Source organism: Streptomyces sp. NBC_00094 (assembly GCF_026343125.1).
In the GTDB taxonomy this organism is placed as follows: Bacteria; Actinomycetota; Actinomycetes; order Streptomycetales; family Streptomycetaceae; genus Streptomyces.
Genome location: NZ_JAPEMB010000001.1, coordinates 3,946,392 through 3,961,688, shown reverse-complemented (window position 1 = coordinate 3,961,688; position 15,297 = coordinate 3,946,392). Strand labels below are relative to the sequence as shown.

At 70.7% G+C, this 15,297-nt stretch carries 13 protein-coding genes; 7 read left to right on the top strand and 6 right to left on the bottom strand.

The annotated features are described in order from the left end of the window. Positions 1-54 precede the first annotated feature (54 nt). Positions 55-1,146 carry an AI-2E family transporter gene (locus OG580_RS17380; protein WP_267044595.1) on the top strand — a complete coding sequence of 364 codons (1,092 nt, stop codon included), beginning with the start codon at positions 55-57 and terminating at the stop codon, positions 1,144-1,146. Between the two features lie 14 nt (positions 1,147-1,160). On the opposite strand, the gene OG580_RS17375 is transcribed toward OG580_RS17380, so the two are convergent. Next, a complete protein-coding gene (locus OG580_RS17375; protein ID WP_267044594.1) occupies positions 1,161-1,976 on the bottom strand; it encodes an MBL fold metallo-hydrolase in 816 nt (271 codons plus the stop codon). Positions 1,977-2,119: 143 nt separating this feature from the next. Then, positions 2,120-4,234 (bottom strand): SpoIIE family protein phosphatase, encoded by a 2,115-nt coding sequence (locus tag OG580_RS17370; protein ID WP_267044593.1) that lies wholly within the window; start codon positions 4,232-4,234, stop codon positions 2,120-2,122. Positions 4,235-4,411: 177 nt separating this feature from the next. On the opposite strand from OG580_RS17370, the gene aspS reads away from it, so the two are divergent. Then, positions 4,412-6,238 carry an aspartate--tRNA ligase gene (gene aspS / locus OG580_RS17365; protein ID WP_267044592.1) on the top strand — a complete coding sequence of 609 codons (1,827 nt, stop codon included), beginning with the start codon at positions 4,412-4,414 and terminating at the stop codon, positions 6,236-6,238. Between the two features lie 155 nt (positions 6,239-6,393). Here aspS and OG580_RS17360 read toward each other — a convergent pair whose 3' ends face one another. Both OG580_RS17360 and OG580_RS17355 read right to left on the bottom strand, forming a co-directional pair. After that, positions 6,394-7,293 carry a hypothetical protein gene (locus OG580_RS17360; RefSeq protein WP_267044591.1) on the bottom strand — a complete coding sequence of 300 codons (900 nt, stop codon included), beginning with the start codon at positions 7,291-7,293 and terminating at the stop codon, positions 6,394-6,396. A gap of 57 nt (positions 7,294-7,350) precedes the next feature. Then, entirely contained in the window at positions 7,351-8,073 is a 723-nt protein-coding gene (locus tag OG580_RS17355; protein WP_267044590.1) for a helix-turn-helix domain-containing protein, read from the bottom strand. A gap of 601 nt (positions 8,074-8,674) precedes the next feature. Here OG580_RS17355 and OG580_RS17350 point away from each other — a divergent pair. Beyond that, entirely contained in the window at positions 8,675-10,684 is a 2,010-nt protein-coding gene (locus tag OG580_RS17350; RefSeq protein WP_267044589.1) for a zinc ribbon domain-containing protein, read from the top strand. A 325-nt stretch (positions 10,685-11,009) separates the two neighbouring features. On the opposite strand, the gene OG580_RS17345 is transcribed toward OG580_RS17350, so the two are convergent. Beyond that, positions 11,010-11,441: an ATP-binding protein gene (locus OG580_RS17345; protein WP_267044588.1), complete on the bottom strand. Its 432-nt coding sequence runs from the start codon at positions 11,439-11,441 to the stop codon at positions 11,010-11,012. Between the two features lie 152 nt (positions 11,442-11,593). Between OG580_RS17345 and OG580_RS17340 the strand changes: the two genes are divergently transcribed. The 3 genes from OG580_RS17340 to OG580_RS17330 all read left to right on the top strand — a co-directional run bounded on the left by OG580_RS17340 (position 11,594) and on the right by OG580_RS17330 (position 13,751). Next, positions 11,594-12,469 (top strand): helix-turn-helix transcriptional regulator, encoded by an 876-nt coding sequence (locus tag OG580_RS17340; protein WP_267044587.1) that lies wholly within the window; start codon positions 11,594-11,596, stop codon positions 12,467-12,469. After that, positions 12,466-12,732: a DUF397 domain-containing protein gene (locus OG580_RS17335; protein WP_267044586.1), complete on the top strand. Its 267-nt coding sequence runs from the start codon at positions 12,466-12,468 to the stop codon at positions 12,730-12,732. Before OG580_RS17340 ends, OG580_RS17335 begins: the two co-directional genes overlap by 4 nt. Before the next feature lie 65 nt (positions 12,733-12,797). After that, entirely contained in the window at positions 12,798-13,751 is a 954-nt protein-coding gene (locus tag OG580_RS17330) for an intradiol ring-cleavage dioxygenase (RefSeq protein WP_267044585.1), read from the top strand. Here the strand turns inward: OG580_RS17330 and OG580_RS17325 are convergent. Beyond that, complete coding sequence (locus OG580_RS17325; protein ID WP_267044584.1) at positions 13,748-14,515, bottom strand: triphosphoribosyl-dephospho-CoA synthase; 768 nt, start codon at positions 14,513-14,515, stop codon at positions 13,748-13,750. The two genes, OG580_RS17330 and OG580_RS17325, sit on opposite strands and share 4 nt — an antisense overlap. Positions 14,516-14,725: 210 nt before the next feature. Here OG580_RS17325 and OG580_RS17320 point away from each other — a divergent pair, with 210 nt between their 5' ends. Beyond that, a complete protein-coding gene (locus OG580_RS17320) occupies positions 14,726-15,292 on the top strand; it encodes a Uma2 family endonuclease (protein ID WP_267044583.1) in 567 nt (188 codons plus the stop codon). Positions 15,293-15,297: the final 5 nt, after the last annotated feature.

Here is a 15,297-nt window from a genome sequence, read left to right as displayed (position 1 = left end):
CCGTACGGCCGTCAGCGCGCGACGACACGCCGAAGCGCGTGGTCCGGTGGACGGGTGCAGACGACCAGAGCGCTCCTCCCCGAACCCGCCCGTCGCTTCGCCGCCTGGTGTGTCGTCCTGCTGCTCGCCGCGGGGGTCGCCGCCGTCGGCATCTGGTTGTGCATCTTCTTCCAGACGGCCGTCACCCCCGTCCTCCTCGCGATCCTCGGCACCGCCCTCCTCGGGCCGCTCTACCGGCGGCTGCTCCGCATGAAGGTGCGGAAGGCGCTCGCCGCCGCGCTCACCGTCGTCGCCGTCGTCGCGGTCGTCGGCGGCGCCACGTACATCGTCGTCCTCGCGCTCATCGAGAGCGGCAGTCAGATCGTCGACTCGCTGCGGCAGGCCGCCGAGGACATCGCGAAGCACTTCGGCGCGGCCGGCACCTCCCTCGACGACCTCGCCGCGAACGCCGAGGGCCTCCTCAAGCGGTTCGGCGGCACCGCCGCCTCCGGGGTGATCAGCGGCCTCAGCGTCGTCGGCGAGATGATGGCCACCGCCGTCCTCGCGATGCTCCTCATCTTCTTCTTCCTGAAGGACGGGGACCGCGCCGCCGGCGCCCTGCGCTCCCTCGCCCCCCGCGCCACCGGCGACCTCGTCGAAGCCATGGCCCGCCGGGCGTTCGAGGCCGTCGAGGGGTACATGCGCGGGACGACCTTCGTCGCCCTGGTCGACGCGGTCATCATCGGCGCGGGACTGCTCGTCCTCGACGTGCCGGGCGCGGTGGGACTCGCCGCGCTCGTCTTCGTCACCGCGTACATCCCGTACCTCGGGGCCTTCCTCTCCGGCGCCGTCGCCGTCCTCGTCGCCCTCGCCGACCGGGGCTTCGCCATCGCGCTGTGGGTGCTCGGCATCGTCCTGGCCGTCCAGGTCCTGGAGGGGAACGTCCTGCAGCCCTTCGTGCAGAGCAAGACCGTGCAGATGCATCCCGCCGCGGTCATGCTGGCGATCACGGCGGGCGCGTCCGTCGCCGGCATCCTCGGGATGCTGCTCGCCGTACCGCTGACCGCCGCGGCGACGGGGATCCTCGGTGAGCTGCGTTCGCGGTACGAGGTGCCCCGCGACGCGCCGCCGGAGGGAACCGCGGCGGCGCCTGAGGGCACCGCCTAGGGGTGTCTCGTCGATCAGGCCGCTGCCATCCCGCCCGGCTCGAAGGAGGCCAGGAGCTGTTCCAGGGCCACCTGGTCGGGGCCGACGAACGGGTCGGCGTCCGGGGCCAGCGCGAGCGTCTCCAGCATCCGGTCCGTCATCCGTACGGCCGGCGGGAGGTGCGTGCACAGCACGATCTCCGGGTTCATCTCCCGCAGCGGCGCGATCGTCGCCCGGTACTTCTCCGGGTCCACGATGTGCACCCACGGGCTGTCGATCGACGCCCACAGCAGCTGCGCCTGCCGCAGGTCCTCCGGCTTGAGGTCGCTCGCGTGCCCGCTCTCCGCGATCTCGGCGCTCGGCATCGGGCCGCCGAAGCAGTCGGAGCTGAAGCAGATCCGGGTCCGGTCGTCGTAGAAGCCGACGGTGGCCGGGTTGTCGAAGAGCGGCGGCCGGAAGGCGTGCAGCGCGCGGTCGCCCACGTCGAGGGACTGGCCCGGGTTGAGGAAGTACACCCGGTCCATGGGCAGCGCCCGCTCGGTCGTCATGATGCCCGCGCCGACGAAGGTCGTGACCACGCGCGCGTGCGGGGCGGCGTCGAGCAGGTCGAAGATCCCGCCCGTGTGGTCGCGGTCGGGATGGGTGAGCCAGATCCAGCGCACGTCGGCCGGGTCCATGACCTCGCCGAGCGCCGCGACGAAGTCACGGTCCTCGACCGAGAGGCCGGTGTCGACGACGACCGGTTCGGCGGCGGTCAGGACGTAGGCGTTGGCGGGGATGTGCCCGATCCCGGGGACTTCGAGGCTGTCGGCCAGCACGGTGGTGTCACTGCCGACCTTGTGGGTGTCCATGGCGAACTCCGTGGTCCCCCCGGGCGGCCGTACGACACCAGTCTGCGCCGTACGGGGGAGGGGCGCGCGCCGTGCGAGGCGCCGCGCGGTCGTGCGAGGCGCGCCGCGCGCCGGTGGAAGCGGGCGGGGCCCCGCCGCGCCTCCTACCCGCAGCAGCCCTTCCCCGACGGTCGCTCGTTCAGTTCGAACCAGATCGACTTGCCCTCGCCCCGCGGGTCGACGCCCCACGCGTCCGCCAGCATCTCCATCAGCATCAGGCCCCGGCCGCTCGACGCCATCTCGCCCGGGTGCCGCTTGTGCGGCAGCTCGTCGCTCTGGTCGGAGACCTCCACGCGCAGCCGCCGCCCCTCCTCCGCGCAGGCGACCTCGGCGACCAGGAGGGCGTCACCGTCCGTGTGGACGAGGACGTTGGTGGTCATCTCGGAGACCATCAGGACCGCCGAGTCGAGCTGCTCCTCGTCCGCCCAGTCGTGCAGCAGCTGCCGCAGCTGCTCGCGGGCCTCGGCGATCCGCTCCGGCTCCGCCTGGGCGATCGTCATCAGGGTGCGGCGCGGGGCCTCCACCACCGGGCCCACGGGCCGGCGGGAGAGCAGCAGGACCGCGATGTCGTCCTCGCGGCGGTCGGCGAGCGGGCCCGTCGTGTGGTGCGAGCCGGGGCCGTGGACGGCCTCGACGAGGGTGTCGGCGAGCTGCTCCAGGTCCTCGCCGTCGTGGGACTCCAGGATCTTCCTGACCCGCTCCCAGCCGGTGTCCAGGTCGTGCCCGCCGGTCTCCAGGAGGCCGTCGGTGCAGATCATCAGCGTCTCGCCGGGATCCAGGGTGAGCCGGGTCGTGGGGTAGTCCGTGTCGGGGACGATGCCGAGCGGGAGCCCGCCGGCCGTGGGCCTCAGGAGGACCGTTCCGTCGTTCATCCGTACGGCAGGGTCCGGATGGCCCGCCCGGGCGATGTCGACGGTGCCCGTCTCCAGGTCGACCTCCAGGTAGAGGCAGGTCGCGAAGCGCGGGCCGCCGTTCTCCCCGTCGTCGTCCGTGATCCCGTACAGGAAGCGCGAGGCCCGCGAGAGCACCGCGTCCGGCCGGTGGCCCTCGGAGGCGTACGCGCGGAGGGCGATCCGCAGCTGCCCCATCAGGCCCGCCGCCCGCACGTCGTGGCCCTGGACGTCGCCGATGACGAGGGCGATGCGCCCGGCGCCGTGGCCGCCGGTGCGGGACGTGCCGCCGGGCAGCCGGATCATGTCGTACCAGTCGCCGCCGACCTGGAGCCCGCCACCGGTCGGCACGTACCGGGCGGCGACCTGGATGCCGGGGATGCCGGGGCCGAGGACCGGCATCATCGTCCGCTGGAGCCCCAGGGACAGCTCGCGCTCCGACTCGGCCACCCCGGCGCGCGCGAGGGCCTGCGCGAGCATCCGCGCCACCGTCGTGAGCACCGAGCGCTCGTCGGGCGTGAAGGCGACCGGGTGCTTGAAGGCGGCCATCCAGGCGCCCATGGTGCGCCCGGCGACGACCAGCGGCACGAAGGCCCAGGAGCGGCGGCCGAAGCGCTGGGCGAGCGGCCAGGTCGTGGGGTAGCGGCGCAGGTACTCGTCCGGCGTCGGCAGGTAGATCGCCCGCCCGTTCCGTACGACCTCGGCCGCCGGGTAGTCGGTGTCGAGCGACATCGACGAGAACGGTCCCTCGTCGCCCTGGTCGTGTCCGTGGTGGCCGATGACGGTCAGCCGGTCGCCGGCCACGCCGAAGACGGCGAGCCCGTCGGGGGAGAAGCCCGGCATGGAGAGCGAGGCCGCCACCCGCAGGACCTCGGCCGTCGACCGGGCCTCGGCGAGCGCCCGCCCCGCGTCGAGCAGGAAGGCCTCGCGGGAGCGGCGCCAGTCGCCGGTGATCGGGGTGTGCGCGGCGGTGCCGGGGAGCTGCTCGGCGACCTCCTGGAGGGTGCCGACCAGCTGGTAGTCGTCACCCTCGATGAGCGGCTTCGACCTGCTCCGTACGGTACGGATCACCCGGCCGTGCCCGTCCATGATCCGCAGCCTGGCCTCGGCGAGGGTGTCCTCGGCGACGGCCAGATGGACGACCCCGTCGATCTCGTTCCAGTCGACCGGGTGAAAACGGGCCCGTACGGCCGCCTCGGTGAGCTGGACGGACTCGGCGGGCAGCCCGAGGAGCCGGGCCGCCTCGGCGTCGAGCGAGACGATCCCGGACGCGTTGTCCCAGCGCCACAGGCCGGTCGCGATCGCGGCCAGGACGTCCTCGGTGCGCATTGCCCCACTTTATGAATATCGGACAGCAGGTCGCCACTGAGAGTATTCGAAAAGGGATCATGGGCAGGCCGGTACCCTGGGTGGGTCTGTCTGCGTGTCCTGTGACTTGCGTCCCGCGAGTCACGGCGTGCGGTGACGGCGCCCCATCCCAAGATCCCGAAGACTGGATGAACGACGATGCATCGGTACAGGTCCCACACCTGCGGCGAGCTCCGCGCCTCTGACGTCGGCACCGACGTCCGGCTGAGCGGCTGGCTGCACAATCGGCGCGACCTGGGCGGCATCCTCTTCATCGATCTGCGCGACCACTACGGCATCACGCAGCTCGTCGCCCGCCCCGGCACCGCCGCGGCCGAGGTCCTCGACAAGCTGACGAAGGAGACCGTCGTCCGCGTCGACGGCAAGGTCGTCTCGCGTGGCGCGGAGAACGTCAACCCGGAGCTCGCCACCGGCGAGGTCGAGATCGAGGCCGTCACGGTCGAGGTCCTGGGTGCCGCGAAGCAGATCCCGTTCACCATCAACGCCGACGACGGCGTCAACGAGGAGCGGCGCCTGGAGTACCGCTTCCTCGACCTGCGCCGCGAGCGCATGCACCGCAACATCATGTTGCGCTCCGCCGTCATCGCCTCCATCCGCTCCAAGATGGTGGCCCTCGGCTTCAACGAGATGGCGACCCCGATCCTCGCCGCGACCTCCCCCGAGGGCGCCCGCGACTTCGTCGTCCCGTCCCGCCTGAACCCGGGCAAGTTCTACGCGCTGCCGCAGGCGCCGCAGCAGTTCAAGCAGCTGCTGATGATCTCCGGCTTCGACCGGTACTTCCAGATCGCGCCCTGCTTCCGCGACGAGGACGCCCGCGCGGACCGCTCGCCGGGCGAGTTCTACCAGCTCGACGTCGAGATGAGCTTCGTCGAGCAGGAGGACGTCTTCCAGCCGATCGAGAAGCTGATGACGGAGATCTTCGAGGAGTTCGGCGGCGGACGCCACGTCACGTCCCCCTTCCCGCGGATCCCGTTCCGCGAGTCGATGCTCAAGTACGGCAACGACAAGCCCGACCTGCGCACGGCCCTGGAGCTCGTCGACATCTCCGACGTCTTCGAGGCGTCCGAGTTCAAGGCCTTCGCCGGCAAGCACGTCCGTGCCCTGGCCGTGCCGAACACTGGTGACCAGCCCCGCAAGTTCTTCGACGCGCTCGGCGACTTCGCGGTCTCCCTCGGCGCGAAGGGCCTGGCCTGGGTCCGCGTCGGCGAGGGCAACGCCCTCACCGGCCCGATCGCCAAGTTCCTCACCGAGGAGAACGTCAAGGTCCTCACCGAGCGCCTCGGCCTGGAGCCGGGTCACGCGATCTTCTTCGGCGCGGGCGAGTTCGACGAGGTCTCCAAGATCATGGGCCCGGTCCGGGTCGAGGCCGCCAAGCGCGCCGGCCAGTTCGAGGAGAACGTCTTCCGCTTCGCGTGGATCGTCGACTTCCCGATGTACGAGAAGGACGAGGAGACCGGCAAGATCGACTTCTCGCACAACCCCTTCTCGATGCCGCAGGGCGGTCTCGAGGCCCTGGAGACCCAGGACCCGCTGGACATCCTCGGCTGGCAGTACGACATCGTCTGCAACGGCATCGAGCTGTCCTCGGGCGCGATCCGGAACCACGAGCCCGAGATCATGTTCAAGGCCTTCGAGATCGCGGGCTACTCGCGCGAGACCGTCGAGCACGAGTTCGCGGGCATGCTCCGCGCCTTCGAGTACGGCGCCCCGCCGCACGGCGGCATCGCCCCCGGCGTCGACCGCATCGTCATGCTCCTCGCGGACGAGCCCAACATCCGCGAGACGATCGCCTTCCCGCTCAACGGCAACGCCCAGGACCTCCTGATGGGCGCCCCGACCGAGCTGGACGAGTCCCGCCTGCGCGAGCTGAACATCCAGCTGCGCAAGCCGGTCGAGAAGGCGGCGGAGAAGCCGTCCGACGAGCGCCCGGTCACGGAGGCGGTCCACCCGGACGCCGCGCGGTAGTCACTGACGTTCTGTCACCCGAAGGGGCCCGGAACCGTGGATACGGTCCCGGGCCCCTTCGGCATACGCGGCGGAGATCAGCCGAGTCGGTTGTCAGGCGGTCGGTGGTCGGTGGTCGGCAACGCATTCGTCAGGCGGCGCGGGCGGCCGGATCCCTACGCTTCGTCCCCGAAGATCTCCTCGGCCGAGGACGCCGTGACGGCACGGGTCAGCCAGCCGCGCAGCGTCTCGGGATCGCCGCAGCCGGTGACGCGGTCGCGGACGTCGTCGGGCACGTCGAGGCCGCGCTGTTCCAGGACCAGCAGTATGGCGGCGGCGCTGGCCTCGGCGCGGCCTTCGGCCTTGCCCTCGGCCTTGCCTTCGGCCTTGCCTTCGGTTCGGCCTTCCTCCCGGAGTTCTTCGGAGAGGTACGACTTGTAGAAGGAGAGGTCCACGGCCACCAGGGTCCTCCAGAGGTCTTGGGCCGGGCGCTTGCTCAGCCCCTGTGCGGTGAATTCGATGATCGGGTCGGCGACGTTCTCGGGAACGCCTGCCAGCGCGCCGGACAGTGCTTTCAGTATGGCACCGATGTCCGGATCGCCCGCGTGCGTGATGGCTGACAGAGCGGCGAGTGCCAGGTCCTCGGCGGCCTTGGCCGGGTCGGTGATGACGGGCATGTTGTGCGGGCCCACGACGATCGGCTGGATGCTGAGGGTGGGCATGTAGCCGGGGCCGCTGGCAACCGGCCGGGCGGCCCATTCCGCCGTGGCGCGGTCCTGGCAGACGACCAGCAGCGCCGTCGGCAGCGCGTACTTCGTCCACAGGTACGAGACGTAGTACGCCCAGCTCGCCGGCTTGGACGGGTCCTTCTTGCCCTGCGCCTCGATGGCGAGGAGGAGGGAGCCGTCCTTGGTGCTGTCGAGCCGCAGGAGGGTGTCCACGCGGCGCTCGACGGGCCTCGTCTCGGTGAGGTCGTTGGGCAGGACGACCGCGTCGACGACGGCCGGGAGGGGAAGATCCAGCACGTCCTTCAGGCGGCTGAAGAGGTGGAGGTCGTGCCGGAAGATGTGGTGCATCGCTTCATGAGGTGGGTTGACCACGAGGTTCCTCAGGGTGTGGGAACGAGGGGCTGGTCAGCTGCGGCAGCCGCCGCAGGTGCCCGGTTCGGGGGCGCGGTAGGCGCGGTCGCAGGAGTCGCAGTTCTGGAGGGGGTACCCGGCATTCGGGTTCTCGGGCGCGCGGAACGGCGGCAGGGGTGGGAGCTGGGCCGCGAGGCGGTGGGCCAGGAACGCGGCCGGGCGGTGCAGGGGTTCCTCGGGGAGGCGGGCGGTCAGGGCGCGGTGGACGGCCTCCGGGGTGAGATCGCGCTCCAGCCAGGCGGCGACGCCCGGGACCAGGTGTTCGGCGTCCGTTGCGGAGATCAGCAGGCGATCGTCCTCGCGGCGGAGTCCGGAGAGGACGCCGAGGGAGGTCTGGAGGAGATCCGGGGTGGGATACACGGGCTGCGGTACGGCGGGGAGCGCTCGGCGGCGCGGTGGTTTCTCGGCGGCCCGCCGGGGCGGGGACGGGGGCCGGGGGCTCGGCTCGTCCCCGCCGCCTGTCCTGCCCGGATGGTTGCAGGAGACCGTACGGGTGACGATGCGGCCCCCTTCGGTGCGTACGCGGGTGCGCCGCAGATAGCCGTGGGCCTCCAGCTCGCGCAGGGCGTTGGCGATCCGGGTCCTTCCCTCGGGGAAGCGCTCGGAGAGGGTGTCGATGTCGACCTGGGCGCCGGTCGGCAGGGACTGGATGTGGACGGCCAGGCCGATGGCGACGAGAGACAGGTTCTCGTGCTGGGCGAGATGGTTGCCGACCACCGTGAAGCGGGTGGTGTGGCGGGCGTTGTCGTGGACGACGCCGCCGTAGCGCCTGCGGGTACTCCGGGAGGAGTGGTTTTTCCCGTCGTTACGGGACTGGGCGTGCGGGCTAAGAGGTGTTCCGTAGTTACGCCCAGTCGATCTTGAGGTTGTGGAGGACGGCGACGGCGCGGGTGGTGGAGTTGATTGTGTCGCAGCTCGCGGTAGTCCTTGAGTCGGTTGATGCCGTGTTCGGCGCGTGCCCGGTGCTTGGCGGACGGCTCGCTCTTGGTCTTGTTGGTGATGACCTCGGGGGCGCTGGGGTAGGCGCCGTCGCCGCACGTGACCTCTGCGCTTCGGGTGCCGCTGCGCCAGGCGGCGAGGCGGTCCACGGGCCACAGGGGGTGCGGTCGGTGTAGGCGGGGGCGGGGAGTCGGTGCGGCTGCAGTCGAGGTTGTCGACGTGCTGGACGGTGACCTTGAGCCGCGTCGCCACCTACTGGCCGTACAGATGTGCGATGTGTCGCGAGTGCTGGTGAATGTGTGCGTGATTCGCCCGTGCGTGCGGGGATGGTCTCTAGCGTTGGGTCTGAGGCCGGGGCGATGCCGAGGGGGTGATGGTCATGCGGGCTGCCCAGACGCAGCGGAGGTTCCGGGGCAGGAACAGGGCCCCGAAGTGGAAGAAGCCCGACGACGGGATGGTGTCGGTGATGGTGTTGCCGCTGGCCGTCACCGACCCCGCCGACCTCGCCCGGCTCGGCAAGTTGTTCGGCGCGATGTGGAACATCAAGCGGGCAGTCAAGCGGGACGCCCGTGCCAGGGTCGATGCCTACTGGACCGCGTTCCACGAGCGTGAGGAGCGCGGGGCGAAAGCCGTACGGCAGCGCCTCGGTCTGTCCCGTGAGGCGCTGGAGCGGTGCGCGTACAAGCATCTCGAAGACGCCGGGCATCTCAAGCACCACGTCTCGAAGGCCCTGGCCATGCACATGGCCGACGAGGTGTGGAACGGCGTGCAGCGCCACCTGTTCGCCGACGCCACCGGCAAGCGGCACGGCCGCCCGAAGACGGGCCGCTGGTACCACTTCACCCGTATCCCCGGCCGGGCCCGCTCCCACACCATTGAACGCAAGTGGGAGACCTTCCGTCTCGTCGGCTCGCTCCACGGCCACCTCATGGCCTACACCGACAGCGGTCAGCACACCTTCGCCCAGCCTCGCAGGATGCGAGTGCCGGCGGCGCCGTCCGGCGTTGCCCCCACAGGCAACGCCACGGTGTCGGGAAAGCCGGGTACCAGGAAGGCCACGTGGTGGGACCACGCCGGCCCGCTCGCCGTGGTGTTCGCGGGCGGCCCGGACGGGAACCGGGGCGACCTCGTACTCCCGGTGCGTATCCCGCAGCAGCCCGGCCAGTGGGCCCGCGTCGAACACTTCCTCGCCAACCCCGGCCGCTGGCACAAGGTCGATCTCGTCCGCCGCCGTAAGGCGTCCGCACCGGGCGGCTGGGTGTACGAGGCACACCTGCTGAACCTCGGCCCCGGCTACACCGCCCCCGCCGTCAGGCAGATGCGCCAGCAGGCCGCCGAGATGGACAGGATCGGCGGCGTGGACGGCAACGTCTCCAACGTCTCGATCGTCTCCCTGCCCGCCACCCTGGACCCTGCCGACGGCAAACCGCAGTCCACCGAGATCACCCTCAGCCCGCAGGAACGGGCCCTGTTGGAACAGCAGGCGAAGAAGCGGCGGGGCCGTGCACGGGCGCTGGAACGCTCCCGCCGGGCCACCAACACCGCGCAGTACGGGCTGTCGAAGAAGCAGACCAGGCGCGCCGAGGACCGGGCCGCCAAGGGCCTCAAGGTCAAGGCGGTCGCCGTGCCCGGCGGCGCCCGCGCTACCCGTGTCGACGGGGTACCGAAGCAGGCGTTCCGGCGTGACCGAATCTCGTACGGCTACCGGGAGCTGCGCGCCCGTCAGGCCGAAGCCGCAGCATCGGCCGCCGAGCACCGACGCCACCGCGCCCGCCCCGTCGCCCGACAGATCATCGCCGCCCACGGCCCCACGCTGGTGGTGGAGGACTGCGACATCCGCACCTGGTACCGGCTATGGGGCAAGCGCCTCTCGCAGACCACCCCCGGCCTGCTGATCTCGACTCTTGAGCGTGAGTGTCAGGCTGCGGGCGGGCGGCTCGTACGGGCCTCCACCTGGTCCACGGCCCTGTCCCAGCACTGCTTGTGCGGCGAGCGCGTGAAAAAGACGCTCCGCGACCGCGAGCACAAGTGCACTGCCTGCGGCCTCACCGGGAAGCGCGACCTTGTCTCCGCCGCCCTGGCCGCCTTCGTCCGCTTCACCGACGTGGACGACCCCAAGACCGCGTACCTGGACACCGCCGCGTCCAGGCACGCACAGATCGTTTTCGCACAAGGGCTGGAAGAAGCCCTGCGGGAGTCAACCGCACCGAGCCAGATCACCGTTCGCGGTGCTGGTCATGCGGCAGTTCCACGGCAATGTGAGACCTCTGCTCCCCGAACCGCCGGACGGCGGTCCCGAGCGACCCCGGATGAGACACGCCTCGTGCGTGACCACGCCGGAAAGCCCGGACACCGCCCCGGCCGCAATCCACAGCTCACCCTCTGGTGAATTACGGATCAAGTCTTAGTGTTCTGGGTATCCATGGGGAAGGTGTTGTCTTCCTCTTGGTCAGGCCCTCGCGTTGGGATTCGCAGTCCCGGCGGAGGTCGACGCATGCCAGCGGTGATGTGGTGTCGTGCTGAGGGTAGATCATCCGACCTTCCCCAAAGCCAGCCGATTTGGTGTTCGTTGCTCAAGCGAGTGAGTCCGGCCTGAGCGGGGCGGAGGGGTGGGGCTTGGTTGGGGTTCCTTCTCCGTGGTCGTCCTTTGGGAGACCGTCCGCCCCACCGAAGCCCGCATTTCTGGGGGTCGATGGCTGAGTCGTCTTCGCAGGTCAGGGGCGTGACAGGTCGAGTTCGGCCCATACGGTCTTCCTGGGTACGGGACCGAGCCCGACGCCCCACCGGTCGGCCAGCGCCTCGACGAGGAGCAGCCCGCGTCCGGAGTCGCCCTCGGGGTGGGGTGGTTGGAGGTGCGGGAGGTTCTCGCTCCGGGTGTCCGTCACTTCGATACGGAGGACATCCCGCTGCGACAGGAGCGCGAGCCGGAAGCTCCGGCCGGCGACCCGGCCGTGCGTCGCGGCGTTCGTGGCGAGTTCGGCGACGACCTGGGTGGCGGTCTCCGTCACGCCGTACGGCACCTCGTGATCCCGCATCCACGCGACGGCGAGCAGGCGTGCGAGCCGGGCCCCGCGTGGCGTGGGAGACAGGAGAACGGTGAAGTGGCGTGCGGGCGAAAGGACTTGGGTGGTGTTCTGCGGATTCACGTCACCGAGCGTGGCCGTCCCCGCCTACCGTGAACAGTGACGACGCCGATGCGTAGGGTGACTGTCCGGAGCTTGTCCACTGCTGTCCGGGCTGTCCGGATCCCTCCCGGGGGTAGGTGTCGCGCCACGAAGGGGCGAGGGAAGGGTGCGGTATGTCGGTGGACGGTGGGGCGCAGCGGCTCAAGAGCGAGGCGGACGAGCCGGGGTGGGAGGTCGATCCCGACGATGACTGGGGTGTGGCCGTAGTCGCCACCGTGGGGCGGCAGTTGAGGCTGCGGAGGGAGGCGGTGGGGATGCGCGCCGCCGAGCTCGGTGAGGCCACCGGTTACGGCGAGGACATGATCTACAAGATCGAGGCCGGGAAGCGGATCCCCCGTCCTGAGTTCCTGGACAAGGCGGACGAGGCCCTGGGAGCGGACGGGCTGATCTCGGCGATGAAGGAGGACGTGGCGAAGGTTCGGTACCCGAAGAAGGTGCGGGCCTTGGCGAAGATGGAGGAGCGGGCAGTCGAGATCCAGCTCTACGACCCGCTCAACATCCACGGCCTCTTGCAGACGCCGGAGTACGCGCGCGGGCTGCTGTTGATGCGGCGGCCGGCGTACACGGAGGACGAGGTGGAGCGGATGGCGGCTGGTCGCATGGCCCGGCAGAGCATCTTCCAGCGGGATCCTGCCCCTGAGCTCAGCTTCGTCCTGGAGGAGTGGACGCTGCGCCGCCCGTTGGGCGGGCGGAGTCTGCGGCGCCCCCAACTGGAGCGCTTGCTAGAGGTGGGACGGTTGCGGAACGTCGAGCTTCAGGTGATGCCGATGGACCGCGAGGAGCACGCCGGTGTGGACGGAGGCATCGAGGTACTGAAGTTCGGGGACGGATCGGTGGTGGGACGCTCTCCGGTAGTGGCCAACGGGCGACCCGTGACCGAGCGGAAACAGCTCCATATCCTGGAGTTGCGCTATGGCATCATCCGGGCTCAGGCCCTCGCTCCGCGTGAGTCGACCGCCCTCATCGAGCAACTGCTGGGAGAGACATGATCCGCAACACCTCGGCCGGGGACTCCTCCGAACTGGCGTGGTTCAAGAGCAGCTACAGCAGCGGCAGCGAGGGCGACTCCTGCATTGAGGTCGCCTGGCGCAAGAGCAGCTACAGCGACGGCAACGAGGGCGACTCCTGCATCGAGATCGCCACCACCCCCGCCACCGTCCACGTCCGTGACTCCAAGAACCTCGGCGGTCCCCAGCTCGCGCTGACGCCGACCGCCTGGGCGGGATTCGTCTCGTACGCCGTCCGTAACTGACGTACACAGGAACCCACAGCCCGCTCCCACGTTCCTGACAGGCCCGGTTCCTAGGGTCCTCGCCCATGAGCGAAAACCAGAAGCACAGGCGGGACATGACCCGGCGGCGGGCACTCGTCGCCGGTGGTGGGGTCGTGGTCGCGGCGGGGATCGGCGCCGGGGTCGTCTCCACCGCCTCGGCGGACGGAGCGGCCGGGAAGAAGGCGTCCGCGAAGGCCACGGCGGGCGAGGCCTGTTATCGGCTGACGTCGGAGACGACCGAAGGGCCGTACTACATCGACGCGGACAAGATCCGGAAGGACATCACGGAGGACCGCGAGGGCATCCCGATGACCGTCCGCCTCAAGGTGATCGACTCCGACACCTGCAAGCCGCTGGCGGGCGCCGCCGTCGACATCTGGCACTGCGACGCGCTCGGGATCTACTCCGGGTACGAGAGCCTGAGCACGGGTGGTGGGGGTGGTGCCCCCGGGGGCGGTACGCCTCCGACCGGTACGCCGCCCACGGGCACCCCGCCCACCGACGCGCCCACCGGCACCCCGCCCACGGGCACGCCCCCGACCGGCGGACCGGGCGGTGGTGGTGGCGGTGGCGGGCACGAGGAGCCCACCGACGACAAGCGGTACCTGCGCGGCACCCAGCTCACCGACAAGCACGGTTACGTGGAGTTCACGACGGTCTTCCCCGGCTGGTACCGGGGCCGCTGCGTCCACGTCCACACCAAGGTGCACGTCGGCGGGAAGATGACGGCGACCGGGTACGAGGGCGGTCACACCTGCCACACCGGCCAGCTCTTCTTCGCCGAGAGCGCGGTCCTGGACTCCGCGAAGGTCGCTCCGTACTCCACGAGCACGACGGAGCGCACGACGCTCGACACCGACACCATCTACCCCGGCAACGGAGCCGAGGGCGGCCTGCTCACGCTCAAGTACAAGGCGAAGAAGATCGAGAAGGGCGTCCTCGCCACCCTCACGATGGGCGTCGACCCGGACGAGACCCACACGGGGACCTCCGCCTAACGGAGGCCGTCCAGGAACAGGGCGGCGGCCAGCAGATGGCCGCTGCCCCGGGGCCGGAGGCCGCGCTCCCGCAGTCGCCGGTCGAGGTCGTCGACGGCCAGGTGCCCCTCGACGACCTCCCGGGCCCCGTCCTGGACCTCCCGCAGGCCGTGCGGGCCGGCCGCGTGGAGCAGGCCGGTGTCCTGGAGCGTGGTCATCACCGTGAGCAGGGCGTTCAGGCGGGCCTCGGGCTCCCGGGCTCCGGCGTCCCGCGCCGTACGCAGCGTCGCCAACGCCCGCCGCACGTGCGGGAACCCGGCCCGCGCCTCGCCCTTCGCGCCGGCGGCGCCGTACCGGACGGAGACGGCCGAGCCGGGGGAGGGCGTGCGCGGTGCCCCCCGGTCCGGGTAGGCGGCGATTCGCCCCGCGAGCGCGGTGATCTCCTCCACTGCCCCATCCGGCGCGAGCGCGGCCCCCGCCACGAGCAGCCCCAGCGGCCACACGGCCCCGTGGTGCAGCGCCGCACCCCCGTCGGCCCGCGCCATGTCCCGCTCCGTGGACCGGCCGATGGCACCGAGCTCACCTCGCAGCCCCGCCGAGGGCTCCCCGATGCGCCGCGCGACCGCCGCCATCGCCACGAGTCCCGGTTCCAAGGCCCGCGCGGACCACCTCAGTGCCGCGAGGTCCACGTCCGGCAGCCCCGGCTTGGGCGTCAACTCCACCCCCGCCAGCAGACCTTCCACAGCGGCCCGGGCCAGCACCTCGTCCTCACGCGTCACGACCATGCCGCGCACGCTAGGCACCGGACCTGGGCGTTTCCTCGGGTCGGCCTGTGGGTCGGCTGTGTCACCCACAGGGGTGAAGGCTACGGATTCCCGGATCCCAGGTCGTTGGCATATGCCAACGTGCCCGTCATGGCGACAGCGACGAACCCGGCCCCGCGGGTCGGGGAACACGTACCGTGGAAGGCACCACCGATCCAGGAGGAGTCTGCCGTGAGCGTCCTGACTCAGGAGGGGTTCGAGGAACTCGCCCGTCTCGGCGAACGCGTGGACGAATCCCTGCGCCTTGAATTCATCCACGGGAAGATCGGGGAGAAGGCGTTGCCGGACGGCGATCACGGGCGGATCATCGAGTGGCTCACGCGCCTGTGCCTTCAGGTCGACGCCGGCTGGTGGCTCTATCCCGATCAAGGGCTGAGGGTCGAGAAGTACCGCAAGGGCAATGCCCGTCCCGACGGTTGCCTCGCGCCGAGCGACACCTTCGTCGGTCAGGGGGAGTGGGCCAGTCCCGACGGGGTCCTCATGACCGTCGAGGTGACGTCCGGCGACTCGGACACCGGGCAGCGTGACCGGGTGGAGAAGCCGCATGCCTATGCCGAGACGGGGATTCCCGTCTACCTGTTGATCGACAGGACCGCAGGCGAGGTGAAGGTCCACTCCCAGCCGGACGGAGAGCGGTACGAGATGGTCGTGACGGTGCCCTTCGGCAAGACGGTCACCCTGCCGGAGCCGGTGGGGATGGAGCTCGACACGGAACCCTTGAAGAACTGGGTCCACTGAAGTTC